The organism is Kitasatospora sp. NPDC024654 (assembly GCF_055559155.1).
This window is the reverse complement of sequence record NZ_JBVHLF010000052.1, coordinates 1-23974: the sequence shown is the minus strand read 5'-3', so window position 1 is coordinate 23974 and position 23974 is coordinate 1. Positions and strand designations below refer to the sequence as shown.

The window sequence follows — 23974 nt, the reverse complement described above, 5'->3', positions numbered from 1 at the left end:
CTTCACTCGATCTGACGAAGCGTCATTTCGTCTCGCTGAGTGCCTTGTTGAGCAGGAGGACGTTCACCCCGGGGTCGCCGAGGAAGCCGAGCGAGCGGCTCTCGGTGTACTTGTCGACCAGCTTGGCGACCACGTCGGTGGGCAGGTCACGGGCCTTGGCGACCCGGTTGATCTGCTCCTTGGCGTAGGCGACCGAGATGTCCGGGTCCAGACCGGAACCCGAGGAGGTGATCGCGTCGGCCGGCACGGTGGCCGGGTCGACGCCGTCGAACTGGGCGACGGCCTGACGGGCGTCCTGGACCGACTTCAGCAGCTTGTCGCTGTTCGGGCCCAGGTTGGTGGGGCCCGACGCCGTCGGGTCGTAGCCGGTACCGGCCGCCGAGGGGCGCGGCTGGAACCACTTCGGGTCCGGCTGGGCCTGCTCGTTGGGGTCGTTCGGGTTCTTCTTCGGCAGGTTGAAGTTCTGGCCCAGCAGGCTGGACCCGATCTCCTGGCCGCTCGCGTTCTTGACGATCGAACCGTTCGCCTTCTGGCTGAAGGCGACCTGGCTGATCCCGGTGACCAGCAGCGGGTAGGCGACACCGCAGATCACGGTCATCACCAGCAGCATCCGCAGCGCGGTGAAGTGGGTGCGAACGGAGGTGGGCAGGGGCTTGGGCATGATGGCTTTCCTCCGTCTCTCAGCGCAGGCCGGGAATGAACTGGACGACCAGGTCGATCGCCTTGATCCCGATGAACGGCACGATCAGACCACCGAAACCGTAGATCCCGATGTTCCGCCGCAGCAACGAACTCGCGTCCGATGGCCGGTACTTCACCCCACGCAGGGCGAGCGGGATCAGGCCGATGATGACCAGGGCGTTGAAGATGATCGCCGAGGTGATCGCGGACTTCGGGCTGTGCAGCGCCATGATGTTCAGGTGCCCCAGGCCCGGGTACACGCTGGCGAACATGGCCGGGATGATCGCGAAGTACTTCGCGACGTCGTTGGCGATCGAGAAGGTGGTGAGCGCGCCACGCGTGATGAGCAGCTGCTTGCCGATCTCGACGATCTCGATCAGCTTGGTGGGGTTGGAGTCCAGGTCCACCATGTTGCCGGCCTCCTTGGCCGCCATGGTGCCGGTGTTCATCGCCACGCCCACGTCCGCCTGGGCCAGCGCGGGAGCGTCGTTGGTGCCGTCACCGGTCATGGCGACCAGCTTGCCACCTTCCTGCTCCTTCTTGATCAACGCCATCTTGTCCTCGGGCGTCGCCTCGGCCAGGAAGTCGTCCACCCCGGCCTCGTCCGCGATCGCCTTGGCGGTCAGCGGGTTGTCACCCGTGATCATGATGGTCTTGATACCCATCCGGCGCAGCTCGTCGAAGCGCTCCTTCATGCCCTCCTTGACGACGTCCTTCAGGTAGATGACGCCCAGGGCCCGGGGGGCGGCGCTGCCTCTGCGCTCGGCGACCACCAGGGGGGTGCCGCCGGCGCCGGAGATCCGGTCCACCAGCTCGGTGATGTCGCCGCCGACCGTGCCGCCGTTCTCGGTGACCCAGTTGGCGACCGAACCGGCCGCGCCCTTGCGGACCTGGTGCAGACCGTCGGCCTCGTCCAGGTCGACACCCGACATCCGGGTCTGCGCGGTGAACGGGACCCAGGTCGCGTGCGTCAACTCACCCTGGACGCGGGCCCGCAGACCGTACTCGGTCTTCGCCAGCACCACGATCGAGCGGCCCTCCGGCGTCTCGTCCGCGAGGGAGGAGAGCTGGGCGGCGTTCGCCAGGTCGTCGGTGTTCACGCCCCGGGCCGGCAGGAACTCGGCGGCCTGCCGGTTGCCCAGCGTGATGGTGCCGGTCTTGTCCAGCAGCAGGGTGTTGACGTCACCGGCCGCCTCGACCGCGCGGCCCGACATGGCGAGCACGTTGCGCTGCACCAGGCGGTCCATGCCGGCGATGCCGATCGCGGAGAGCAGCGCGCCGATGGTGGTCGGGATCAGCGCCACGATCAGCGCGACCAGCACGATCAGCGTCTGCGGCGCCCCCGCGAAGGAGGCCATCGGCTGCAGGGTGACCACCGCGACCAGGAAGACGATGGTCAGCGAGGCCAGCAGGATGTTGAGCGCGATCTCGTTCGGCGTCTTCTGCCGGGCCGCGCCCTCGACCAGCGCGATCATCCGGTCGATGAACGACTTGCCGGGCTCGGAGGCGATCTTCACCACGATCCGGTCGGAGAGCACCTTGGTGCCACCGGTCACCGCGCTGCGGTCACCACCCGACTCGCGGATGACGGGAGCGGACTCACCGGTGATCGCCGACTCGTCCACGGAGGCGACGCCCTCGACGACGTCACCGTCACCGGGGATGATCTCGCCGGCCTCGACCACCACGTGGTCGCCGAGCGCCAGCTCGGTACCGGCCACCGACTCCTCGGCCTGCGAGGCGGGCCAGTTGACCAGCCGCCGGGCCATCGTGTCGGTCTTGGTGCGGCGCAGCGTGTCGGCCTGCGCCTTGCCGCGGCCCTCGGCGACGGCCTCGGCCAGGTTGGCGAAGACCGTGGTCAGCCAGAGCCAGACGGTGATCGCCCAGGCGAACACCGAGGGGTGCGCGATCGCGGAGACGGTGGTGACCACCGAACCGACCTCGACCACGAACATGACCGGGTTCTTGACCATGACCCGCGGGTCGAGCTTCTTGACCGCGTCGGGGACCGCCGCGAGGAGGACCTTGGGGTCGAGCAGGTTGCTGGAGGCCCGGTGCGGGACCACTTCCTCCTGCTGCGGGGGAACGGTGAGAGTGGGGGTGGACATCAGTGCAGACCCTCCGCGAGCGGCCCGAGGGCCAGGGCAGGGAAGTAGGTGAGGCCGACGACGATCAGGACGACGCCCGACAGCAGGCCCACGAACAGCGGCTTGTGGGTGGGCAGGGTGCCCGGGGTGGCGGGGACCGGCTGCTGCTGGGCGAGCGAGCCGGCCAGCGCCAGCACGAAGACCATCGGCAGGAACCGGCCCAGGACCATCGCCAGGCCGAGCGCGGTGTCGTACCACGGCGTGTTCACCGTGAGACCGCCGAACGCCGAACCGTTGTTGTTCGCCGCCGAGGTGAACGCGTACAGCACCTCGGAGAAGCCGTGCGCACCGGAGTTGAGCATCTGTGCCCGCTCACCGGGCAGCGCGATCGCGACACCAGCACCGATCAGCACGATCGCCGGCGTGGTCAGGATGTAGAGGGAGGCGAACTTCATCTCCCGGCCGCCGAGCTTCTTGCCCAGGTACTCCGGGGTGCGCCCGACCATCAGACCGGCCACGAAGACCGCCACGATCGCCAGGATCAGCATCCCGTACAGGCCCGAGCCGGTGCCGCCGGGGGCGATCTCGCCGAGCATCATGTCGAAGATCGTCACGCCGCCACCGCCGGGGGTGAGCGAGTCGTGCGCGGCGTCCACCGCACCGGTCGAGGTCAGCGTCGTCGAGGAGGCGAACAGGCTGGAGGCCCAGAGGCCGAAGCGGACCTCCTTGCCCTCCATCGCCCCACCGGCCGCCTTCAGCGCCACACCGGTGGGGTGCGTCTCGAAGAACGTCAGCGCCGCGGCCGAGGCGGCCCAGAAGAGCCCCATCACGGAGACGATCGCGTAGCCCTGACGGTGGTCGCCGACCATCTTGCCGAAGGTACGCGGCAGCGAGAACGAGATCACCAGCAGCAGGAAGATCTCCAGCCAGTTGGTGAACCCGGTCGGGTTCTCGAAGGGGTGCGCCGAGTTGGCGTTGAAGAAGCCACCACCGTTGGTGCCCAGCTCCTTGATCGCCTCCTGGGAGGCCACCGGACCGCCCGGGATCGACTGGGTGTCCCCGGCCAGCGTGGTCACCTGGTGGAACCCGTGCAGGTTCTCGATCGCGCCGTTGGCCACCAGGACCAGCGCGAAGACGATCGACAGCGGCAGCAGCAGGCGCAGCACGATCCGGGTCAGGTCCACCCAGAAGTTGCCCACCCGGTCCGTCTTGGAGCGGGTGAAGCCCCGGATCAGGGTCGCCACCACGGCGATGCCGACGGCGGCCGAGATGAAGTTCTGCACCGCCAGGCCGGCCATCTGCACCAGGTGGCCCAGCGTCGACTCGCCACCGTAGTCCTGCCAGTTGGTGTTGGTCACGAACGAGATCGCGGTGTTCCACGCGCTGTGCGGAGCCATCCCCTTGAAACCGAGGCTCAGCATCAGCTTGTCCTGCAGCCGCAGGAAGGCGTAGAGGAAGACGACCGAGACCGCCGAGAAGGCCAGCACCGAGCGCAGGTAGCTCGGCCAGCGCTGGTCGGCGTCGCCGTCGACCCCGATCACCTTGTACAGACCGCGCTCCACCTTCAGGTGCTTGGCGGTGGTGAGGAGCTTGGCGATGTAGTCGCCAAGAGGGCGGTAACACAGGGCCAGCGCGCCCACCAGGGCAAGGGCCTGCAACCAACCCGCGAGAGTGGAGCTCATGTCAGAACTTCTCCGGGTAGATCAGCGCCACGACGAGGTAGCCGATGAGCGCGACGGCGATGACGAGACCTGCGATGTTCTCGACGCTCACAGCTTCTCCACCCCCCGGGCGATCAGAGCGAGGACGGCGAACACGACAACCGTGAGGCCGACGAAGACGAAGTCGAGCATGGGCTCCACCAAGGTGGTTGGGACCTGGCCGTGTACCTCCACGCGGGGCTTCACGACACCGGCGGCAGGCCGGCCCCAGTAGCAAACCGTCCGGATCCGGGCCGCAGAAGGTTCTTGACGCCCTCCATACGGGCTCCGTTCGATTGTTGACGGCCCTCATACGGTCCCGTTCGGCGCGGTCACGGGGGGATAACACGGCGATAACGCACTCGGCCCCGGACGATCGCGTCGTCCGGGGCCGGTGCGGGCGGGTACTCGCTCAGCCCTGCTTGCCGGTGCGGATCGGCTCCCGTTCGGGGCCGGCGGGCTCGCCGCGGCGGACCGCCCCGGGGGCGCGGCGGGCCGGGTGGTCGGCACGGGGGGCCGAGGAGAGCTGCCAGGGCACGCTGATCACCATCACGCCGGGGGTGAAGAGCAGCCGGCTCTTCAGCCAGAGCGCCGACTGGTTGTGCAGCAGGTGCTCCCACCAGCGGCCGACCACGTACTCGGGGATGAAGACGGCGACCACGTCGCGCGGGCTGTCGCGTTTGACCGAACGGACGTAGCCGACCACCGGCTTGGTGATCTCCCGGTACGGCGAGTCCAGCACCTTGAGCGGCACCCGGACGTCGTAGTCCGACCACTTCTGCTTGAGCTCGTCCATCGACTCCTTCTCCACCGCCACGGTGACCGCCTCCAGGGTGTCCGGCCGGAACGCCTCGGCGTAGCCCAGCGCCCGCAGGGTCGGCTTGTGCAGCGTGGAGACCAGCACGATGCCGTGCACCTTGGACGGGTGGACCGACTCGGCCTTCGGGTCCACCACCGCCAGCTCGTCGGCGACCGCGTCGTAGTGCCGCCGGATCCCGCGCATCATCACCCAGAGCACCACCGCGGCCAGCACGGCGAGCCAGGCGCCCTGGGTGAACTTGGTGATCAGCACGATTACCAGCACCAGCGCGGTGACGACCGCGCCGAAGCCGTTGATCACCCGGGAGCGCTGGGCGGCGTGCCGCACGGCCGGGTCGGTCTCGGTCGCCAGCGTCTCGTTCCAGTGCCGGACCATGCCGATCTGGGAGAGCGTGAAGGAGGTGAAGACGCCCAGGATGTAGAGGTGGATCAGGTTGGTGACGTTGGCTCCGTACAGCCAGAGCAGGCCGGCGTTGACCACGGCCAGCGCGATGATCCCGTTGGAGAAGGCCAGCCGGTCGCCGCGGGTGTGCAGCTGCCGGGGCAGGTAGCGGTGCTGGGCGAGGATCGAGGCGAGCAGCGGGAACCCGTTGAACGCGGTGTTCGCCGCCAGGATCAGGACCAGCGCGGTGGCCGCCTGGATGTAGAAGAAGAGCGGGCTGTGGTCACCGCCGAAGATCGACGAGGCCAGCTGGGCGATCACGGTCGGCTGCGAGGCGGTGTGGCAGTCGCCCGGGAAGCCCACCAGCTGGCAGGTGTCGTTGGTCTTGTGGACCTTGGCGACCAGCGACAGCACGGTGATCCCGGCGAACATCACCACGGCGGTCAGGCCCATCACCGTCATCGTGGTGGCGGCGTTGCGCGACTTGGGCTTGCGGAAGGCCGGCACCCCGTTGGAGATCGCCTCGACCCCGGTCAGCGCGGTGCAGCCGGAGGCGAAGGCGCGCAGGGCCAGCAGGACGAGGGCGGCCCCGGCCAGGGTGTTGGCGTGGTCCTCCGGGGTGATCGGGTACTTGGCGCTGGCGGCCACCGGCGGGTGCCCGAGCGCCGCCTGGACCAGACCGGTGATCACCATCAGCAGGATGCCGAAGATGAAGAGGTAGGTCGGGGCGGCGAAGGCCTTGCCGGACTCCCGGACCCCGCGCAGGTTCATCGCGGCCAGCAGCACCACGAACCCGATCGCCATCCCCACCCGGGCGCCGCCGATGCTGGGGAACGCCGAGATGATGTTGTCCACCCCGGAGGCCACCGAGACCGCCACCGTCATCACGTAGTCGACCAGCAGCGCGGCGGCCACCACCAGGCCGGCCCGCGGGCCGAGGTTGCTGCTCACCACCTCGTAGGAGCCGCCGCCGTCCGGATAGGCGTACACGACCTGGCGGTAGGACATCACCACCACCGCCATCAGCACGACCACGCCGAGCCCGATCCACGGGGTCAGGTGGAGGAACGCGGTGCCACCGATGGTGAGCACCAGGAGGATCTCCTCGGTGGCGTAGGCCACCGAGGAGAGCGGGTCGGACGCGAAGATCGGCAGGGCCAGGCGCTTGGGGAGCAGGGTCTCGCCCAGCTCCTCGCTGCGCATGGCCCGGCCGATGACGAGGCGCTTGAGAGCGGCGGGGACGTTGAACACAAGCGGAGCGTAAGCGTCCGGACCGCTTGGGTAATGGCAGACGCGCGGGGGCCGGCCGCCGGGGAGGCCCGGCACGCCACTACATCCGCAGCCGCAGTCGGCAGACCACCGCGTCGGTGCCACGGCGCAGCGCCCGGTCGATCAGCGCGCCGCGCTGGTTCTGCAGCGCCCGCTGCCAGAGCCGGACCGGCTCGACCTCCGGGATCAGCACGGTGATCCGGTCGTACGCGTGCTCGGCGCCGAGCTCGTTGACGAAGCCCACCAGCGGCCGGCCGAGCCGCCGGTGCGCGTCCGGCACCCGGACCAGCGGCACACCGGGCTGCCAGAGGTCCCAGTCGCGCAGCAGCGCGTCGGTGGCCTGCTGGTCCTCGGCGTCCGGCTCGGTGTGCACGACGGTCACCGCCAGCACCTCGTCGCCGAGCGAGACGGCCGCCGAGAGCGCGTCCCGGGTCATCCGGGAGATCCCCATCACCGGCACCACCACCAGCGAGCGCTGCCGGGTCACCGGGCCGGGGATCCGGCCCAGCTCCAGCCGCTCGCCGATCCGCGCGTACGCCCGGTGCACCGCCTCGAAGAGCAGCACCAGCAGCGGCAGTGCGACCACGATCCCCCAGGCGCCCTCGGTGAACTTGGTGCCGGTGACCACCAGGGTCGCGACCCCGGTCAGCACCGCGCCGAAGCCGTTCAGCAGGGCCTTCCCCCGCCAGCCGGCCGCCCGGGTCAGGTACCAGTGCTTCACCATGCCGACCTGGCAGATCGTGAAGCCGACGAAGACGCCGATCGAGAAGAGCGGCACCAGGCTGTTGACGTCGCCGCCCGAGCCGACCAGCAGCACCGCCGAGGCCAGCGCCAGGAAGAGCACGCCGTGCCGGTGCACCTGGTGGTCGGCGCGCAGCGCGAAGACGTGCGGCAGGTGGTTGTCGCGGGCCAGCAGCCGCATCAGCACCGGCAGCCCGCCGAAGGAGGTGTTGGCCGCCAGCGCGAGCAGGACCACCGTGGCGAACTGCACCAGGTAGAAGCCGAAGCCGTGGCCGAGCGAGGCGTCCGCCAGCTGGGCGAGCAGGGTCACCCCCTCCACCGGCCGGAGGTGGAAACGGCCGATCAGCACCGCCAGTCCGATCAGCATCACGCCGAGCAGCGCGCCCAGCGCGAGCTCGGTGTGCTGGGCCCGCTTGACCCGCGGCGCGCGGAACGACGGCACGGCGTTGGCCACCGCCTCCACCCCGGTCAGCGCCGAGCAGCCGGAGGCGAAGGCCTTGAGCAGCAGCAGCGCGCCCACGCTCGTCGCGTTGCCGGCCAGCACCGAGGCGTGGCCGGCGGCGGCCGCCGTGCTGGCCGGCGCCGAGCGGAACAGGCCGACCACGATGATCGCCATGATCGACAGCACGAAGACAGCGGTGGGTGCCATGAACCAGCGGGCCGACTCGGCGATGCCGCGCAGGTTGACCACGGTGACCACGACCAGCACGGCCAGGCAGAGCCAGACCCGGTCGGCGTAGAGGCCGGGGAACGCCGAGGTCAGCGCGGCCACCCCGGCCGTGACGGAGACCGCGACGTTCAGGATGTAGTCGATCACCAGCGAGGCGGCGGCGGTGAGCGCGGTGCGCCGGCCGAGGTGGGTCTTGGCCACCGCGTACGAGCCGCCGCCGTCCGGGAAGGCCGCGATCACCTGACGGTAGGAGGCGGTCAGCACCGCCAGCAGCAGGGCGATCGCGGCGGTGACCGGGAGGGCGAAGCCGAGGCCGTAGGCGCCGGCCGCGGCGAGCACCAGCACGATCGACTCCGGACCGTACGCCACCGAGGCCATCGCGTCGAGGGAGAGGGCGGCCAGGCCGCCCAGCGCGGTGAGCTTGTCGCGGTCGCGCTCGTGCCCGGGACGGGCGGCCGGGCGCTCGGCGGGGCCGGCCGCGGGGCCCGCGGTGAGGACGTGGCCGGTGGCTTCGTCGGGGGTGGGTGGCATCGGGCGGACCTCCGCGCTCGGGTACGCGTGGAATCGTCTCCGCGGCTCCGGGACCGCCGTCCGCTCGATACGCGTTCGATACACCGGACCGGGGTTCCTTGACGGTGCTCTGACGCCGGCCCGCCGGCCCGCGCGGTGCGTTTGGTGAAGCCCCCGGCGCCGGTGGCACTCGGCGCCGGGGGCGCTCCGGGGCGCTCCCGCGGGAGCGTTCAGCGGCCGCCCGCGCGGCGGCCGTGGTTGGCCTTCTTCCGCCGGCGGTCCTTCTTCTTGCGGGCCCGCTTGGACATCGGCTCTCCTCCTCGTTCGGTGTTCCGTGTTCCCCGTTCGGACTTCAGTGCCGTCAGCCCGCTCAGGCCCGGGTCTCCAGCAGGTCGGCGAGCTTGGCCAGCCGGCGCTGCGAGCGCTCCTCCTGCACGATCTGCGCGGTCGGCGCGATGTCACCGCCGTCGTAGTACGCACCGTTGGTGAGCGGGAAGCGCGGGTCGCAGAGCCGGACCACGGCCGCCGCGCCCTCGGCCGGCGGTGCGCCGACCCGTCCGTACAGCGGCAGCAGCGCGGTGTCGCACAGGCCCGGGTTGACGCTGACCGCGGTCACCCCGGATCCCTCGGGCGCCATGTCGCGGGTGGCCATGGTGAGCGCGAGCTGTGACTGCGCGTAGGCGGCGACCCGGGAGTACTTGCGCACCCGGTTGGGGTCGTTCCAGTTCATCGCGGCGGTGCGGTGCAGCGAGGAGGAGACGTTGACGATCCGGGCCGCGCCGGCCGCGGCGAGCGGCGCCCGCAGCAGCTTCGCCAGCAGGTGCGCGGCGAGGAAGTTGACCTGGAACGAGATCTCGTTGCCGTCGTCGGTCAACGTGCACCGCTCGGGCGCCATCACCGCGGCGTTGTTGACGAGCAGGTCGAGCGCCGGGAACGCCTCGGCGACCGCGGCGGCCAGCCCGGCCACCTCGGAGAGCCGCGCGAAGTCGGCGGCCAGCAGGTGGAACCGGTCCTCCGGCAGGCCGGTCGCGACGAGCCGGGCGACGGCGTCCACGCCCTCCCGCTCGGTCCGGGCGTGCACGACGACGGTGGCGCCCGCCTCGGCCAGCAGCCGGGCGGTCTCCCAGCCGATCCCCGAGGAGGCACCGGTGACCAGGGCGACCCGGGTGGGCAGGGCAGGGGAAGAGACGGACATCGAACCCATCCAAGGGTGAAGTGGTTTGACGCGGGCCGGAGTTGACACCGGACCGCCGAAGGGTGCCGCGCGTTCGACGCGGACGCGGTCGTACCGGATCCGGCCGCTGCGGACAACTCAGCGATCTGACACGGAAGTTGGTCGCGCGAGCTGATCAGCGTGACCGCGCGGGCTGATCAGCGGGCGACCTCGGTCAGCGCGCGCAGGCCGGACAGCGCCCGCGGATGCGGCGGGCGGTCATGATGGCGGGCGACGCGGAACATGCCTTCCATCCAAGGACATTGCGGGCGGCCGGACAAGTCCGACTCGCCGCCCCTGACAGAACCCTGACGCCGACCTCGCCCCCTCACCCGGCCCAGGGCCAGTGGCCGGCCCGGATCCGGCGGCGCGGCAGCGCGGCCGGGAGCGCGGCCAGCAGTGCCGCGCCCGTCAACAGGCCCATGCGCAACGGCTCGACGCCGTGCCCGGCCCAGCCGAGCGTGGCGTGGCGGTGCGCCGCGAACCCGTTGAAGAAGAGCCAGCCGATCCCGCCGATCACCGACGCCGCCCAGGGACGGGAGAGCGCGCCGAGCGCGCCGCAGAGCACGGCGTACCCACCCAGCGCGAACCAGCCGGCGTTCAACTCCCGCACCGCGGCCAGCGCGAAGGCCAGCACGATGGATCCGGCCAGGGCCAGCGCGCCGCACATCGGGACGGCCAACCGGTCCACCGCGGGCCGGTAGCGGCGCGCACCGGGACGCGCGGGCGCCGAGTAGAGGCGCATCGGTGTGGCGGGGCCGCGGGCGGGACGGGCCGAGGGGTCCATCGGCGGCCGGCTCAGCGGCTCGGGACCGGTTCGAGCGGCAGGTGCCAGGTGTTGCGCCGCTGGACCTCGGCCAACTCCCGTTGCAGCGCGAGCCGTGGCACGGTCAGCACCGGGCAGCCGGCCCGGCGCACGCAGTAGGAGGTCACCGACGGGCGGAGCAGCCGGCACAACGGGCCGGGGCGGCCCGCGCCGACCACCAGCAGGTCGTCCGACCGGTCGGCGGCCCCCACCAACACCACGCCCGGCTCGCCGCGAACCGCCACGCACTCCAGCGGGACACCCGGGTCGCCGGTCGGGAACGCCTCCGTCACCGCGGCCAGCATCCGCTCGACGGCCGCGTCGCGGCAGGCCGAGACCAGCGGTGGGCAGGGCGAGCGGCGGAAGCTGTACTCGCCGCCCGGCGGGACCCAGGCGAGCACGGCCAGCAGCGCGGCGTCCGTCCGGCGGGCCTCGGCCACAGCCCGGTGCAGCGCCGCGAGGCTCCCCAGCGAACCGCTCACACCGACGACGATCCGCCGCTGCTCGGGCATGGCCGCCCTCCTCCTGGTCGCTCTGGACGCGATGCCTCCAGCAAACCGGGGAACCGCGGGCGGTGAAGCTCCCTTGACGCTTCCCTGACGGCCACGGCGGCCTTCCGAACGCCGCTCTGACGGCGACTGGAAGCAGGAATCGTAGGGGCGGGGCGAGCCGGAAGTCCCGGCGGGCGCCGGTTGGGAAGACGATCAGCTCGGATGGACCCAGCGGGGAGGCTGCGCACCGTCGGCCCCGCCCCGCGACCACTCTCCTGCCATGGATACGCATGTGCAAGCTATGCGCAATAGTCGCCGCGACCTCCCGGGCACCGCCGAGGAGCAGACGGGGCATCAGGTCCCGCCGGATGGGCTGTTACACGGCGGTGACGGTTCCAGGATGGTAGGCGAACCATTCCTCTGACAAGATCTTCACATCGCAGCCGCCGAGTCCCACGAACGAGCAGCGGGCCGCCCCGCGCTCACTCGCAGCGAACCGACTCCGCGCTCATCCGCAACGAATTTCCGGGGGGAAATCACCATGCTCGCACGCCCGTTCGCCCGTCGCTCCCGCCTGCTGGCCGCCACCGCGCTCGTCCTCGCCACCGGCACCGCCGCGCTCGCACCCGCGACCGCCTTCGCCGCCACCCCGGCCCCCGGTGCTCCCGCGCAGAGCGACGCCAAGCCCCTGGTCGCCCAGCTGTCGGCGCCCTCGTCGGTGACCCCGCTGACCCGCGGCGGCGGCACCGAGTCCCTGACGCTGACCGTCACCAACAACTCCGACCAGGCGCAGCCGTTCAACCCGTCGATCGCCGCCACGCCGGTGGGCCCCTCCGCAAGTGGACTGGACTGGATCAACTTCGACGCCAAGGCGATCTCCGCGCCGGCCACCTGGGGCCAGTCGAACTGGCGGAACGACGGGTTCCACGGCTACGTCGTGCCCGACCACCGCATGATCTCGGTGCCCTTCATGGTGCCGGCCCACGAGACCTACAGCTGGTCGGTCTCCTTCGGTGTGACGGCCGCCCTCCCCTCGGATGACACCGCCCTCAAGCTCAGCCTGGCGAACGACGTGGACGACAGCACCAACGGTGACCCCGTGACACTGCCGATCGGCTCCTCCACCGGTGCGCTCGTCCAGAGCTTCTCGAACTTCTCGGGCACCGTCTCGTACCAGAAGCCGTTCGAGACGGACCTCATCCTGACCAACAACGGCTCGGACATCGACTCGGCGATCAACCCCACGCTCCGCTTCGGCGACACGAAGCCGGGCGGGGCCACCTTCGGCCTGGAGGTGTGGCAGGACGACGAGTGGGTCTCGGTCCCGGGCTCGGGCACCTGCTGGCAGCTGCCCCCGGTGACCGCCGGTCTCGCCAAGGGCGCGAGCCACCAGTACAAGCTGCGGCTCTCGCTCACCAGCTTCACCGGGCCGGGCGTCACCTTGCTCGACTGGCTCAGCCTCGCCCCGGACACCAACCAGGGCCCGGTGGACGTCACCGTGAAGGCCTTGCTGACCGTGGACGGCACTCCCCTCTCCTCCTCCGGCGGCCAGACCGGGCAGCCGGGCCCGACCTCGCCGACCACCACGACCGCGACCGGCACGGCCGGCACGGCCCCGACCGGCTCGACCGGCCCGACCGGCCCGACCGGCACGACCGGCAACCCCGTCACCCCGGTCTCGGACACCTCCGCCACGACCCCGGCCCCCGTGGCCACCGCCGGCCCGACCCAGACCTCCGCCGCGCCGGTCGCTCCGGCGTCGGACTCCTCCTCGGCCCCGACCACCACCACGCTCGCCAGCGACACCACCACGCCCGCCGCCGCCAGCCTCGCCTACACCGGCGCCGGTGACACCCCCGCCCTGTTCGGCGCGGGTGGAGCCCTCGTCGCACTCGGCGCCGGCGCGGTCCTCTACGCCCAGCGCCGGCGGGCGAAGGCGCAGGGCTGACCGGCGGCGCGAGCACGAAGGCCCGATGCTGTCGATCCGGGGCGTGAGTTGATCCGGGCATCCGGGCGTGGGTGACGGCGGTCCCCGAGACCAGATCGTGGTCTCGGGGACCGCCGTTGCCGCGTGGGGAGGGTGTCGATGCCGATGCGGCCGATCGCCCCGGGAGAAGAAGACCTCGTTCCCCGAAGGCAGTTGGCGATCCGGACCCGGGACGGGTCGGGCCCGTTCCGCTCCGACGGGAAGCACGCGGACCTGTTCCCGACGCGGGGGAAGCCGGCCTGGTCGCCGGGTCGGCCGGCAGGCGGTACCGCCCCGGACCGACGGCCCGCGCCAAGTGCCCGGACGGCGCCATGAAGGCGGTGAACGGGCGGTTCGCCGAGGCGCCCGGCGAGCGGGAGCGAGTCCGGCACCCGCCCGGAACCCGGAGCACCCAACAGAACGGCCCCTGATCCGCGTTTCCGCAGATCAGGGGCCGTTCTCTATCCTGTGGCTGGTGCAGGGTTCGAACCTGCGTAGCTTGCGCGACAGATTTACAGTCTGCTCCCTTTGGCCGCTCGGGCAACCAGCCAGGATTGGTGTCTCCCGGGGGCCTTGCCCCGTTCGACTCGGTAAACGATACCTGATGAGTGGGGGTGCTCCGCCACTCGATTGGTCACGCGATGATCAAGACGCTCGGGTCGGGTGGGGCTGGATAGGCTGGGGCCGTGACCTGCCCCGCCCGTGCGGGGCCCATGCCGCCGACACCACAAGGAGACCACCACAGATGGCCGACTCCAGTTTCGACATCGTCTCGAAGGTCGAGAAGCAGGAGGTCGACAACGCGATCAACCAGACCTCCCGCGAGATCGCCACCCGCTACGACTTCAAGAACGTCGGGGCCACCATCGGCTGGACCGGCGACAAGATCGAGATGAAGGCCGACGGCGAGGAGCGGGTCAAGGCCATCCTCGACATCCTCCAGTCCAAGCTGATCGCCCGGAAGGTCTCGCTGAAGGCGCTGGACGCCGGCGAGCCGCAGCTGTCCGGCAAGGAGTACAAGATCTTCGCGACCATCAAGGAGGGCATCTCCCAGGAGAACGCCAAGAAGGTCTCGAAGATCATCCGCGACGAGGGCCCGAAGGGCGTCAAGGCGCAGATCCAGGGCGACGAGCTGCGGGTGTCCTCGAAGAGCCGCGACGACCTGCAGGCCGTGCAGGCGCTGCTCAAGGGCAAGGACCTGGATTTCGCCGTCCAGTTCGTGAACTACCGGTGAACCGGGATTGAACTTCTGACGGTCGGCTACCCCGGTCGGCGTAGCGACCAGGGTGACGCCGACGGCCGGCCGGGGAGCGTTCCTGGGCAAGGGCGGCACGGAGGGCGTCGCGGTCGCGGCGCCCTCGCCCGCTGTGGCGGGCCGGCCGGCCACGGCGTTTCCTGAGAATTGCATGTGCCGCTCCGCCGGGCCCGCCGCAGGGCAACGGTCCCTGGGCCGGCCAAGTCGGTCGGTGCGCGAAAAACGGGTCTGCCGTACTCAGTGATTCTTAAAGAATCCACTGCTACGTTGACCCGGCTCGCCCCACCTGACCTCGTGAAGGGGACGCCACCGGTGACCAGCCTGTTCCGCTCCGCTCGCCAGTCGGCCGCCTCGATCCGGCCGGAGCCGCTGCGTGCCGCCGAGCCCGCCGCCGCGGGGTGGAGAGCCCGACTGGCCTACGCCCGCCAGAAGGCCCAGTACCTGCGGATGCTGGCCTGGCCGGTCTACTTCTACTCGCTCTGGCGGTACATCGCCGACAACGGCCTGCCGTACCAGAACGACGTGGTCTTCCTCTGGCTGATCGGCGCACTGAGCGCCGCCGCCGTGCACAGCGGCCGGCGGTTCGGCTGGCTGCGGGTGCTGCGCGACTGGATACCGGTGATGGCGGCGGTCTGGGCGTACTCGCTGCTGCGCGGGTACGGCGCGCACACGCCGTGGGCCGTGCACTGGGCGCCGCAGCTGGCCTTCGACCGCGCGGTCGGCTTCGGACAGGTGTGGACCGTACGGCTGCAGCACTGGCTGTACACCCCCGGCCACCCGCACTGGTACGACTACGTGGTCACCACGGTCTACATGTCGCACTTCTTCACCGTCTTCGTGGTGATGGCGGTGCTCTGGCGCCGGCGGCACGACCGTTTCACCCGGCTGGTGGCGCTCTACCTGGCGCTGACCTTCGCCGGGTTCGCGACGTACATCCTCTACCCGGCCGACCCGCCGTGGCTGACCAGCCAGGCCGGGCACATCCCGGCCGTCACCCGGGTCGTCTCGGACGTGCTGACGCAGAGCGGGCTGCCGCGGGCCGGATCGATCTTCGAGAACGGCAGCCAGTTCGACAACGACGTGGCCGCGATGCCCTCGCTGCACGCCGCTTACCCGATGATGCTGGCGCTCTTCTTCTGGCCCACCGCCGGACGGAAGCTGCGGGTGCTGCTGGTCGCGTATCCGCTGGCGATGGCGTTCAGCCTGGTGTACGGCGCCGAGCACTTCGTGATCGACATCCTGATGGGCTGGCTGTACGCCACGGTGATCGTCCTCGGGCTGAACCGGCTGCTGGACCGCCGGGCCGCCCGCAAGGCCGCGAAGGCGGCGGTGGACGGAGGGGAGGGCGACGGCCGGCGGGAGGAGCTGCGACAGCTGGCCCACGGAACGGCCGCGCGGACGGCGACGGAACACGAGGCCGGACACGAGGACGAGGGCGGGGATGACGAGCCCGCGGAGCTGTTGAACGAACGTGAGCTGCTGAAACGGCGCTGAGCGGCCCCTGGGGAGTTGGGCACCCCCTGGGGCCGTGGCGGGGCGGGCGGGCAGACTGGACGCGTGCCCACTTCTCCTCGCCCCACCGCCGAACAGCTCGCCGCCGCCCAGGACGTCACCATCCCCGACGTCTCCGCCCCTGGCCTGCGGGTGCTGTTCTGCGGCATCAACCCCGGTCTGTGGTCCGGCGCCACCGGCCACCACTTCGCCCGCCCGGGCAACCGCTTCTGGCCGGCGCTGCACCGCTCCGGCTTCACCCCGGCCCAGCTGCGGCCCGAGCAGCAGCAGGAACTGCTCGGCCTGCGGCTGGGCATCACCAACGTGGTCGCCCGGGCCAGCGCCAAGGCCGACGAGCTGACCCGGGACGAGCTGCGCGAGGGCGGCGCCGAGCTGGCCGAACGGGTGACCCGGCTGCGGCCACGGGCGCTGGCGGTGCTCGGGATCGGCGCCTACCGGACGGCGTTCGGCCGGCCGCGCGCGACGATCGGGCGGCAGCCGGCCGACCAGCTCCCGGACGAGCTGGGCGGCGGGGCGGGCGGTACCGAGGTCTGGGTGCTGCCCAACCCGAGCGGGCTCAACGCGCACTACAGCCTGGACGCACTGGCCGAGCGGTTCCGCGAGCTGCGCGAGGCGCTGCCGGCCGAGTAGGCGAGTTCCATGAACGGGATTCATGGAAGGGCGCCAGCCATCGACGCGGACCCCTGCTTCCGCCTCCGCCGCGCTCCTACGGTGATCACACCGGCCACACCGAGCGTGCGACCGCCGTCCCGTCCCAGGAGTCCCAGGAGTCCGCGATGTCCCGTTCGTTCCAGGCTGTCCACCAGGTGTCCCGCCCCACCGGCATGCCCACCCCCGACAACTTCGCCTTCGTCGAGGGCACCCTGCCGGCCCCGGCGCCCGGGCAGGCGCTGGTGGAGAACGTCTACCTCTCGGTCGACCCATACATGCGGGAGGCGATGAACGAGGGCGGGTGGGAGCTGAACGCCCCACTGGAGGGCCGTTCGATCGGACGGGTCGTCGAGTCCCGGGCGCCCGGCCTGGCGGTCGGCGACCTGGTCCGCCACCGGCACGCCTGGCGCACCCACGCCCTGGTGACCGCCGACGAGGTGCGGGTGGTGCCGAACCGCCCGGGCGTGCCGCTCAGCGCCTACCTGAGCGTGCTCGGCGGCACCGGCCTCAGCGCGTACGTCGGCCTGACCCGGGTGCTCCGGCTGCAGCCCGGCGAGAGCGTCTTCATCTCGGCGGCGGCCGGCGGGGTCGGCAGCGCCGCGGGCCAGCTCGCCCGGCTGCTCGGCGCGGGGCGGGTCATCGGCAGCGCGGGCTCGCCGGCCAAGGTGCAGCACCTGACCGAACGGCTCGGCTTCGACGCCGCGTTCGACTACCACGACGGCCCGGTCGGTGAACTCCTGCGCCGGGCGGCCCCGGAGGGGATCGACACCTACCTCGACAACGTCGGCGGCGAGCATCTGGCGGGCGCCATCGACGTGTTGCGCCCGTACGGCCGGATCGCCTGGTGCGGCGCGGTCGGCCAGTACAACAGCAGCGAGCCGCCCGCCGCACCGCGCAACCTCTACGACGTGGTCTCCAAGAGCCTGCGCCTGGAGGGCTTCCTGGTCGCCAACCACCGTGGGGTGCAGGGCGAGTTGGAGGAGTTCCTGGTGCCGCACCTGCTCGCCGGGCGGGTGCTGGCGGACGAGACCGTGGTGCGGGGCTTCGACCAGGTGGTGAACGCCTTCCTCGGGATGCTCGGTGGCGCCAACACCGGCAAGATGATCGTCCAGGTCGGCGATCCGTCCTGAACTACCGTCTACCGCACGTGAGTTCCGCGAAAACGGGCCGCGTAGCCGGACGGCGGGACGCCGAGGTGGCGCAGGAAGACCCGGCGCAGCGTCTCGTCGCTGCCGAACCCCGACCGCCGAGCCGCGCCGGCCACCGTCTCACCGCCCTCCAGGAGCCCACGGGCGGCCTCCAGTCGGACCAGCTCGACGTAGCCGGCCGGCGTGCTGTCCAGTTGGGCCCGGAACAGCCGGGTGAGTTGACGGACACTCAGACCGGCCAGGGCGGCCAGCGCGGTGGTCGAGTGGTCGGCGGCCGGGTCGGCGAGGACGGCGTCCAGCACGGCGCGCAGCGCGTCGTGCCGCGGCCGCGGGGTGCGCGCCGGGACCGAGAACTGCGACTGCCCGCCCGGCCGTTGCATGAAGACCACCAGGTCACGGGCGACCTCACGGGCCGCCTCGGGGCCGCGGTCCTCCTCGACCAGGGCCAGCGCCAGGTCGATCCCCGCGGTGACGCCGGCCGAGGTCAGCACCCGGCCGTCGCGGACGTAGATGGCGTCCGGCTCGACGGTGATCCGGGGGTAGCGCCGGCGCAGCGCGGCCGCGTGCCGCCAGTGCGTGGTGGCCCGGCGGCCGTCCAGCAGACCGGCCTCGGCCAGCACGAAGGCGCCGGTGCAGACCGAGGCCACCCGGCGCGCGGAGCCGGCCAGCGCGACCGCGGCGGCCAGCACCTCGCCGGCGGCGAGGCCGGTCAGGCCGTCCGGCAGGGTCGGCGCACCGGGGATCAGCACGGTGTCCGCCCGAACCGCGAAGGCGTCGGCGGTCACCGCCAGGACAGTGCCGGTCGCGGCGGTGACCGGGCCCCCGCCGGGCGAGCAGAGCACCACCTGGTACCCGCCGGCGGTGTCGAACACCTCCAGCGGCGCGGCGACGTCCAGCAGCCGGACCCCGTCGTAGCCGAGGACCGCGATCAACGGTCGCCGCCGGGCGGGTGGTGGGCTCTGCCTGTTGGTCATCCTTCGAGGATAGGCCGCGGCGATGGCCGGATCTGTGGGCGTGCCGTCCATCCGGTCATGGCCGGGCGACCGGCCGCGCTGCGAGAGTCGAGCCATGACAGAGCGACCGACCGAACGACCGCCCCTCCCCCCGTTCACCGAGGCCACCGCCCGCCAGAAGGTGCGGGCCGCGGAGGAGGCCTGGAACAGCCGCGACCCCGAACGGGTCGCCCTCGCCTACACCGAGGACTCCGAGTGGCGCAACCGCGACCTCTTCCTGCACGGCCGGGCGGAGATCGTCGCGTTCCTGCGCGCCAAGTGGCAGCGCGAACTCGACTACCGGCTGCGCAAGGAGCTGTGGTCGTGCACCGGCAACCGGATCTCGGTCCGCTTCGAGTACGAGTGGCACGACGCGCCCGGGCAGTGGTGGCGCAGCTACGGCAACGAGCAGTGGGAGTTCGACGAGCACGGCCTGATGCGCCGCCGCTACGCCAGCATCAACGACCTGGCGATCGACCCCGCCGACCGCCGGCTCCTCGACTGACCGAGGAGCCCGGCGGCCGGGTGGCGGGCGGCGCGTCAGTGGCCGACCTCCAGCAGCGCGGCCACGGCGTCCGCACTGCCCGCCTCCAGGAGGTCGTCCTCGGGGATGCGCACGCCGTACTCGCTCTCCAGGATCACGGAGAGTTCGAGCATCACCAGGGAGTCGAGTTCGATCTCGAAGAAGCCGGTCGAGGAGGTGATGGCCTCGTCCATCGAGAACCTCTCCGCCAGGATTCCGACGATGCGGTCGGCAACAGCACTCATGATCTCTTCGCCTTTCGATGACGGTCGAGTGGTGTCCACACCGGCCGGCTACCGGTCGCCGAGCACTCCGGCGACCTTGATGTCCGGCCAACTCACGGCGGCGGAGCCCCAGTTCAGCCCGGCGCCGAAGGCGGTCAACAGCACCCGGTCACCGGTGCCGAGCGTTCCGCGGGCCGCCGCGTCGGTCAGGGCCAACGGGATCGACGCGGCCGAGGTGTTGCCGACCCGGTCGAGGTGGACCAGCACCCGCTCGCGGTCGACCGCCAGCAGCTCGGCGACCGTCTGGAGGATCCGGACGTTCGCCTGGTGCCCGACGAACCGGTCCACGCTCGCCGCCTCCCAGCCGACCCGCCGGAGCAGCCGGGCCGAGGAGGCGCTCATGTGCTTCACCGCGTGGGTGAAGATGTCCTTGCCGCGCAGGAGGAGCAGGCTGTCCTCGTCCCGTGGCGGCTCCCGGTGCGAGCGCTGCCGGGAGCCGCCGGCCGCGAGCAGCCCCAACTCCCTGAACCGGCCGTCGCCACCGAGGTCGAAGCCCTGGAAGGCGCCCGGCTCGGCCGGGTCACCGGCCCTGAGCACGGCGGCGCCGGCGCCGTCGCCGAAGATGACCGCCGAGGCGCGGTCCTCGTGGTTCAGCCGGGTGGACCAGATGTCCGCCCCGATCACCAGCACCCGCTCCGCCGTGCCGGCAGCGATCGCCCCCGCCGCGTTGGCCAGGCCGTAGACGAAGCCCGCACAGGCCGCCGAGAGGTCGTAGGCCCACGGGGTGCCCACGCCGAGCCTGGTCGCGATCTCGGGTGCGGTGGCGGGCATCGGCTGGTCGGGCGTGCTGGTCGCCAGGATCACCAGGTCGACCGCGTCGGCTCCGGCCGACTCCAGCGCCCGTTCCCCGGCCGCCACCGCGAGGTCGCCGGTCACCGTGCCGGGGTCGGCCCAGTGGCGCTGGTGGATCCCGGTCCGGGTGCGGATCCAGGCGTCGTCGCCGCCGACCAGCTCGGCGAGCTCGGCGTTGGAGACGATCCGCGGCGGCACCATGCCGCCGATCCCCTGCAGTACGGCGGCGCGGGTCACGACGCACCGCCGGGCAACCGGTGGGTCGCCGAGCACCGGAAGCCCAGGTGCTCGAACTCACCGACGACGTCGACGGTCCGCCAGGTCTCACCGCTCCGGGTGGTGAGCAGCCGCGGCTCGGCCAGCCGGACCGCGAGTTCGGCACAGCGCACCGGCCGGTACGGATCGCCGACCTCCAGGACGGCCTGTCGCATCCAGAGCGTGTCGCTCTCGGCCCGGCTGACCGAGTCCAGCCCGTAGAGCAGGATCTGGCCCAGCTGGATCCCGGCGACGAAGGCGTCGAGGATCGAGGTCGCGCCGTGGCTGTAGCTCTCCAGGCCCTGGACCGGCAGGCCCGCGGGCGCCGAGGAGCGGGTGCTGACCAGCGCGGTCGCCCGGCGGGCGGCCAGGTCCACCCGGAGGTCCTCGACGAGCTGCGTCTTGGTGCGGTGCGCGGCGGCGAAGGGCCGCAGCCTGGCCGGGCCGAGCAGCGCGTCGGGATGGTGGTGGTGGGCCGGTGCCACGGTGGGCACGGCCGGGCGCGGCGGGTGCTCGACCTCGCACCGCACCCGCAGCGCGCCCACCCGGCAGTGCACCAGCGTGGTCCGCTCGGTCTGCGGCGTGGCCGCCACGTGGACCTGGAAGTCGGCCAGCTCCTTCTCGACCGGGTTCGTCCCGGCCTGGATCCGAACCCGTCTCAGGCGGAGTTCGCCGCGCTGCCGCAGGTCCAGCCCCAGCGTGTGGGTCAGGTGGAGCTCGGCCATCTCGCCCGCGATCAGCAGCACGTCGACGCTGCTGAGGTGCGGAACCCGGTCGGCGTCGCCCTTCCGGGACCAGTCCTGCGGGTAGCCGACCGACGCCCGGGCGCTGCCGGTGCCCCCGCCGTCCGGCGCCGGCGTCAACCGGATGTCCGTCAGGCGCTGTTCGGCCCGCCGGTAGCCACCGCCGAAGAAGCGGCGCTCGCCGGGTCCCAGGTAGTCGTCCACCGTGGCCCGGTGCAATACCTCGGACGTTGCTGTGGTGCCGGTCATCTCACTCCCCGTGTGTGGTAGCTGGACTTCTCCGCCGGTCGGTCGGGGCGGATCCGCTCGGTCTCGAGCCGCAGGTCCTGCCGGTCGTAGTCGGCCCGCGCCCGCCGGACCGCCTCGGCCGTCGGGATGAGCCGCGGCAGGTCGAACAGCTCGGTGATGCGCTCCAGGCGCTGCTCGACCGGGCCGCCGACGACGTGGTACGGCACGCCCAGTTCGTCGAGGGTGCGCAGCAGCAGCTCGTCGCAGCGCCGGCGGAACCGCGCGTTCATCGGGCGGTGGCCGTCGGCGACGATCGGCAGCTCGTCGCGCAGGTGCACGAAGGAGTCGTAGGTCCGCGCGACGTGCTGCTTGAACGCGACGCCGTACTGGATCATCACCTGCTCGAAGAAGTCCGTCTCCGGTGTCCGGGGCACCGCTTCGCCCTCCGCCAGGTGGGCCGTGGCGGTCGGGTTGATGCCCTCCGACACCCGCAGGGTCCCGTAGGTCCATTCCTGCAGGGAGGACCCGTCGGACACGAACCCGTCACCGAGCAGGCGCTCGTGCACCGCGCGCTCGACGTGACGTCGCATCACCAACTGGAGGAACTCCGGCCAGGTGCACTCCGCCAGCGGCTTCCCCGGCACCGCTTCGGGGAGGATCTCCCGCATCGTCCTGGCGACCGCCCGCGGCAGACCCGTCAGGTGCGAAAGCGCCAGCACCGTAAGGGTCTTGCCGGAGGAGTACGTACCCGAGACTGACAACCTCACCTTCGCACCCTCATTCCGGGTGGTCGGACGGCAGCGTGTCGAGTGGTCCCGGCATCCGCGCCGAGCGGGCCGGTCCCGCCGCCGTCTCCGACGTTAGTTCGCGCTCACCCGGGGACGGCAGTGTCGGATCATGGTGGTGCCAGGACCACCAGGCACCGGGGGCCGACGACCGGACGGACGGAACGGGGGCGGGCGACGCACCTGGCGTCACCCGCCCCCACGAAGAGGAACGGCCCTGATCCGTCGAGGAGTCATGCCGCCCGATCGTCCGCCCGATCGAACCGCCGCGTCTCGAACTGCCGCATGACGAGCTTGAGTTTGGTCGCCGTCGCGGTCTCCTGGTCCGGCGCGTAGAGGTGGAGCCGGAGGTCGGGGGCCTCGGTGAGCTCCAGGGAGGTGTGCTCGAAGGTCATCCGGCCGAACCTGGGGTGCTCGACGACCCTGCTCTCCCGGGGGGCCAGGCTGATTTCGTGCCGCTGCCAGAGCCTTTCGAAAATCGGGCTCCCGGCGCGCAGCCGGCGGGCCAGCTCGGTGAAACCACGGTCCTCCGGATAACGCGCGGCCTGCGCCCGGAAGAAACCGATCAACTCGCTGGCGACGGCCTCGGCGTCCGGAAATCTGGTCCGCCACTCGTCGTCCAGGAAGAAGCGGACCACCTCGTTGACGTTCCCGTCGGCCAGCCCGAACACCTCGCCGGCCGCGCTGTTGAACACCGGGATGTTGCCGTAACGGTCGACCAGTTTCGCCGGGAACGGCATCCAGCGGTCGACGATGCGCTGGAGCCTGGGCGGGACCCGACCGGCGTCGGCGCCCCGGGGCAGCGGCGAGTGGAGCCCCGCCAGCCGGTGCAGGTGGGCGCGTTCCGGCTCGTCCAGCCGCAGTGCCCGGCTCACCGCGTCCAGCACGCTCGGCGAGACCTTGATGTCCCGGCCCTGTTCGAGCCACGTGTACCAGGACACCCCGATACCCGCGAGCACCGCCACCTCCTCGCGCCGGAGGCCGGGTGTGCGGCGCAGACCGACCGAGGACAGGCCGACCTCCTCCGGCTTGAGCGCGGCACGTCTACTTCGCAGAAAGTCCCGAAGTTCCGCCCGCCTGGTGCGCGAGGAACTCCACCCGCTCGAAACGTTTCCCATGGCATTCAGTCTAGCCTCGGCACTTTCCGGGGAAACCAGAGCGCGAATATCTACCGAGAAGTAGAAATATACCCGGGAGTCATTGGGACGGGCTCGGCGCGGTACCACCGAGTTGCCCGGCCGAACTGCCGGACCGGTTTTCCCCGACCCGTCACCGCAGGTCATCCCTGAAGGGGTGGGGCTGGTCAAGTCCCGCGGGGGGTTGCTTTTCGGGTGGTTCCGGCCGGTTGAGGGCAAGCGTGAGCGAGGCGTCCCGTGGTGAGGTCGGGCGCCGGGCTCACGACGATGCCGATGCCGGAAGTGCTCGGTAACGGGGGGTGGCTCCTGGATGGGGTGGGCGTGGTGTGGGAGTGC

The 23974-nt window shown here is 71.6% G+C and carries 22 protein-coding genes and 1 tRNA gene; 6 read left to right on the top strand and 17 right to left on the bottom strand.

From position 1 onward, the window contains the following. Positions 1-22 precede the first annotated feature (22 nt). The 10 genes from kdpC to ACZ38L_RS26345 all read right to left on the bottom strand — a co-directional run bounded on the left by kdpC (position 23) and on the right by ACZ38L_RS26345 (position 11389). Positions 23-661 carry a K(+)-transporting ATPase subunit C gene (gene kdpC / locus ACZ38L_RS26390; RefSeq protein WP_465697789.1) on the bottom strand — a complete coding sequence of 213 codons (639 nt, stop codon included), beginning with the start codon at positions 659-661 and terminating at the stop codon, positions 23-25. A gap of 19 nt (positions 662-680) precedes the next feature. After that, entirely contained in the window at positions 681-2789 is a 2109-nt protein-coding gene (gene kdpB, locus ACZ38L_RS26385) for a potassium-transporting ATPase subunit KdpB (protein WP_465697787.1), read from the bottom strand. Next, positions 2789-4450 carry a potassium-transporting ATPase subunit KdpA gene (gene kdpA / locus ACZ38L_RS26380; protein WP_465697785.1) on the bottom strand — a complete coding sequence of 554 codons (1662 nt, stop codon included), beginning with the start codon at positions 4448-4450 and terminating at the stop codon, positions 2789-2791. The genes kdpB and kdpA overlap by 1 nt, the downstream gene beginning before the upstream one ends. Position 4451: 1 nt before the next feature. Continuing rightward, entirely contained in the window at positions 4452-4541 is a 90-nt protein-coding gene (gene kdpF, locus ACZ38L_RS26375) for a K(+)-transporting ATPase subunit F (protein WP_396555532.1), read from the bottom strand. 339 nt (positions 4542-4880) lie between these two features. Then, positions 4881-6872, bottom strand: coding sequence for an APC family permease (locus ACZ38L_RS26370; RefSeq protein WP_465697831.1), 1992 nt, complete (start codon positions 6870-6872; stop codon positions 4881-4883). Between the two features lie 127 nt (positions 6873-6999). Next, positions 7000-8880: an APC family permease gene (locus ACZ38L_RS26365; RefSeq protein ID WP_465697783.1), complete on the bottom strand. Its 1881-nt coding sequence runs from the start codon at positions 8878-8880 to the stop codon at positions 7000-7002. Positions 8881-9089: 209 nt separating this feature from the next. Then, positions 9090-9167 carry a 50S ribosomal protein bL37 gene (locus ACZ38L_RS26360; protein WP_396557314.1) on the bottom strand — a complete coding sequence of 26 codons (78 nt, stop codon included), beginning with the start codon at positions 9165-9167 and terminating at the stop codon, positions 9090-9092. Between the two features lie 62 nt (positions 9168-9229). Further along, positions 9230-10054, bottom strand: a complete 825-nt coding sequence (locus ACZ38L_RS26355; RefSeq protein ID WP_465697781.1) for an SDR family NAD(P)-dependent oxidoreductase — start codon at positions 10052-10054, stop codon at positions 9230-9232. A gap of 346 nt (positions 10055-10400) precedes the next feature. Next, positions 10401-10817, bottom strand: coding sequence for a hypothetical protein (locus tag ACZ38L_RS26350; protein WP_465697779.1), 417 nt, complete (start codon positions 10815-10817; stop codon positions 10401-10403). A 53-nt stretch (positions 10818-10870) separates the two neighbouring features. Next, positions 10871-11389: a universal stress protein gene (locus ACZ38L_RS26345; RefSeq protein ID WP_465697777.1), complete on the bottom strand. Its 519-nt coding sequence runs from the start codon at positions 11387-11389 to the stop codon at positions 10871-10873. 520 nt (positions 11390-11909) lie between these two features. Here ACZ38L_RS26345 and ACZ38L_RS26340 point away from each other — a divergent pair. Then, positions 11910-13316 (top strand): hypothetical protein, encoded by a 1407-nt coding sequence (locus tag ACZ38L_RS26340; protein WP_465697775.1) that lies wholly within the window; start codon positions 11910-11912, stop codon positions 13314-13316. Positions 13317-13803: 487 nt separating this feature from the next. Here ACZ38L_RS26340 and ACZ38L_RS26335 read toward each other — a convergent pair. Next, a tRNA-Tyr gene (locus ACZ38L_RS26335) sits at positions 13804-13884 on the bottom strand. Between the two features lie 195 nt (positions 13885-14079). Here ACZ38L_RS26335 and ACZ38L_RS26330 point away from each other — a divergent pair. The 4 genes from ACZ38L_RS26330 (at position 14080) to ACZ38L_RS26315 (ending at position 17882) form a co-directional block, all read left to right on the top strand. Then, positions 14080-14568 carry a YajQ family cyclic di-GMP-binding protein gene (locus ACZ38L_RS26330; protein WP_465697773.1) on the top strand — a complete coding sequence of 163 codons (489 nt, stop codon included), beginning with the start codon at positions 14080-14082 and terminating at the stop codon, positions 14566-14568. Positions 14569-14901: 333 nt separating this feature from the next. Then, on the top strand, positions 14902-16083 hold the full coding sequence (locus tag ACZ38L_RS26325) for a phosphatase PAP2 family protein (protein WP_465697771.1): 1182 nt from the start codon (positions 14902-14904) through the stop codon (positions 16081-16083). A gap of 63 nt (positions 16084-16146) precedes the next feature. Beyond that, positions 16147-16731, top strand: a complete 585-nt coding sequence (gene mug / locus ACZ38L_RS26320) for a G/U mismatch-specific DNA glycosylase (protein ID WP_465697769.1) — start codon at positions 16147-16149, stop codon at positions 16729-16731. Between the two features lie 146 nt (positions 16732-16877). Then, complete coding sequence (locus ACZ38L_RS26315) at positions 16878-17882, top strand: NADP-dependent oxidoreductase (protein ID WP_465697767.1); 1005 nt, start codon at positions 16878-16880, stop codon at positions 17880-17882. An 8-nt stretch (positions 17883-17890) separates the two neighbouring features. Here the strand turns inward: ACZ38L_RS26315 and ACZ38L_RS26310 are convergent, their stop codons facing one another. Then, a complete protein-coding gene (locus tag ACZ38L_RS26310; RefSeq protein WP_465697765.1) occupies positions 17891-18874 on the bottom strand; it encodes a GlxA family transcriptional regulator in 984 nt (327 codons plus the stop codon). Positions 18875-18968: 94 nt separating this feature from the next. Between ACZ38L_RS26310 and ACZ38L_RS26305 the strand changes: the two genes are divergently transcribed. Next, positions 18969-19397 carry a nuclear transport factor 2 family protein gene (locus tag ACZ38L_RS26305; protein ID WP_465697763.1) on the top strand — a complete coding sequence of 143 codons (429 nt, stop codon included), beginning with the start codon at positions 18969-18971 and terminating at the stop codon, positions 19395-19397. Positions 19398-19432: 35 nt separating this feature from the next. On the opposite strand, the gene ACZ38L_RS26300 is transcribed toward ACZ38L_RS26305, so the two are convergent. The 5 genes from ACZ38L_RS26300 to ACZ38L_RS26280 all read right to left on the bottom strand — a co-directional run bounded on the left by ACZ38L_RS26300 (position 19433) and on the right by ACZ38L_RS26280 (position 23620). Then, on the bottom strand, positions 19433-19660 hold the full coding sequence (locus ACZ38L_RS26300; protein ID WP_465697761.1) for an acyl carrier protein: 228 nt from the start codon (positions 19658-19660) through the stop codon (positions 19433-19435). 48 nt (positions 19661-19708) lie between these two features. Further along, positions 19709-20728, bottom strand: coding sequence for a beta-ketoacyl-ACP synthase 3 (locus ACZ38L_RS26295; RefSeq protein WP_465697759.1), 1020 nt, complete (start codon positions 20726-20728; stop codon positions 19709-19711). Then, the gene (locus tag ACZ38L_RS26290; protein WP_465697757.1) at positions 20725-21738 is read right to left on the bottom strand and encodes an AvrD family protein; all 1014 of its coding nucleotides are present in this window, start codon (positions 21736-21738) and stop codon (positions 20725-20727) included. The genes ACZ38L_RS26295 and ACZ38L_RS26290 overlap by 4 nt, the downstream gene beginning before the upstream one ends. Further along, positions 21735-22484, bottom strand: a complete 750-nt coding sequence (locus tag ACZ38L_RS26285) for an AAA family ATPase (protein ID WP_465697755.1) — start codon at positions 22482-22484, stop codon at positions 21735-21737. The genes ACZ38L_RS26290 and ACZ38L_RS26285 overlap by 4 nt, the downstream gene beginning before the upstream one ends. 251 nt (positions 22485-22735) lie before the next feature. Continuing rightward, positions 22736-23620, bottom strand: a complete 885-nt coding sequence (locus ACZ38L_RS26280) for a helix-turn-helix transcriptional regulator (protein WP_465697753.1) — start codon at positions 23618-23620, stop codon at positions 22736-22738. Positions 23621-23974 lie beyond the last annotated feature (354 nt).

What these genes read in the sequence shown, in the direction of transcription:
- kdpC (WP_465697789.1), bottom strand. Translation starts at nt 661, where the DNA reads ATGCCCAAGCCCCTGCCCACCTCCGTTCGCACCCACTTCACCGCGCTG.
- kdpB (WP_465697787.1), bottom strand. Translation starts at nt 2,789, where the DNA reads ATGTCCACCCCCACTCTCACCGTTCCCCCGCAGCAGGAGGAAGTGGTC.
- kdpA (WP_465697785.1), bottom strand. Translation starts at nt 4,450, where the DNA reads ATGAGCTCCACTCTCGCGGGTTGGTTGCAGGCCCTTGCCCTGGTGGGC.
- ACZ38L_RS26370 (WP_465697831.1), bottom strand. Translation starts at nt 6,872, where the DNA reads ATGCGCAGCGAGGAGCTGGGCGAGACCCTGCTCCCCAAGCGCCTGGCC.
- ACZ38L_RS26365 (WP_465697783.1), bottom strand. Translation starts at nt 8,880, where the DNA reads ATGCCACCCACCCCCGACGAAGCCACCGGCCACGTCCTCACCGCGGGC.
- ACZ38L_RS26360 (WP_396557314.1), bottom strand. Translation starts at nt 9,167, where the DNA reads ATGTCCAAGCGGGCCCGCAAGAAGAAGGACCGCCGGCGGAAGAAGGCC.
- ACZ38L_RS26355 (WP_465697781.1), bottom strand. Translation starts at nt 10,054, where the DNA reads ATGTCCGTCTCTTCCCCTGCCCTGCCCACCCGGGTCGCCCTGGTCACC.
- ACZ38L_RS26350 (WP_465697779.1), bottom strand. Translation starts at nt 10,817, where the DNA reads ATGCGCCTCTACTCGGCGCCCGCGCGTCCCGGTGCGCGCCGCTACCGG.
- ACZ38L_RS26345 (WP_465697777.1), bottom strand. Translation starts at nt 11,389, where the DNA reads ATGCCCGAGCAGCGGCGGATCGTCGTCGGTGTGAGCGGTTCGCTGGGG.
- ACZ38L_RS26340 (WP_465697775.1), top strand. Translation starts at nt 11,910, where the DNA reads ATGCTCGCACGCCCGTTCGCCCGTCGCTCCCGCCTGCTGGCCGCCACC.
- ACZ38L_RS26330 (WP_465697773.1), top strand. Translation starts at nt 14,080, where the DNA reads ATGGCCGACTCCAGTTTCGACATCGTCTCGAAGGTCGAGAAGCAGGAG.
- ACZ38L_RS26315 (WP_465697767.1), top strand. Translation starts at nt 16,878, where the DNA reads ATGTCCCGTTCGTTCCAGGCTGTCCACCAGGTGTCCCGCCCCACCGGC.
- ACZ38L_RS26310 (WP_465697765.1), bottom strand. Translation starts at nt 18,874, where the DNA reads ATGACCAACAGGCAGAGCCCACCACCCGCCCGGCGGCGACCGTTGATC.
- ACZ38L_RS26305 (WP_465697763.1), top strand. Translation starts at nt 18,969, where the DNA reads ATGACAGAGCGACCGACCGAACGACCGCCCCTCCCCCCGTTCACCGAG.
- ACZ38L_RS26300 (WP_465697761.1), bottom strand. Translation starts at nt 19,660, where the DNA reads ATGAGTGCTGTTGCCGACCGCATCGTCGGAATCCTGGCGGAGAGGTTC.
- ACZ38L_RS26290 (WP_465697757.1), bottom strand. Translation starts at nt 21,738, where the DNA reads ATGACCGGCACCACAGCAACGTCCGAGGTATTGCACCGGGCCACGGTG.
- ACZ38L_RS26280 (WP_465697753.1), bottom strand. Translation starts at nt 23,620, where the DNA reads ATGGGAAACGTTTCGAGCGGGTGGAGTTCCTCGCGCACCAGGCGGGCG.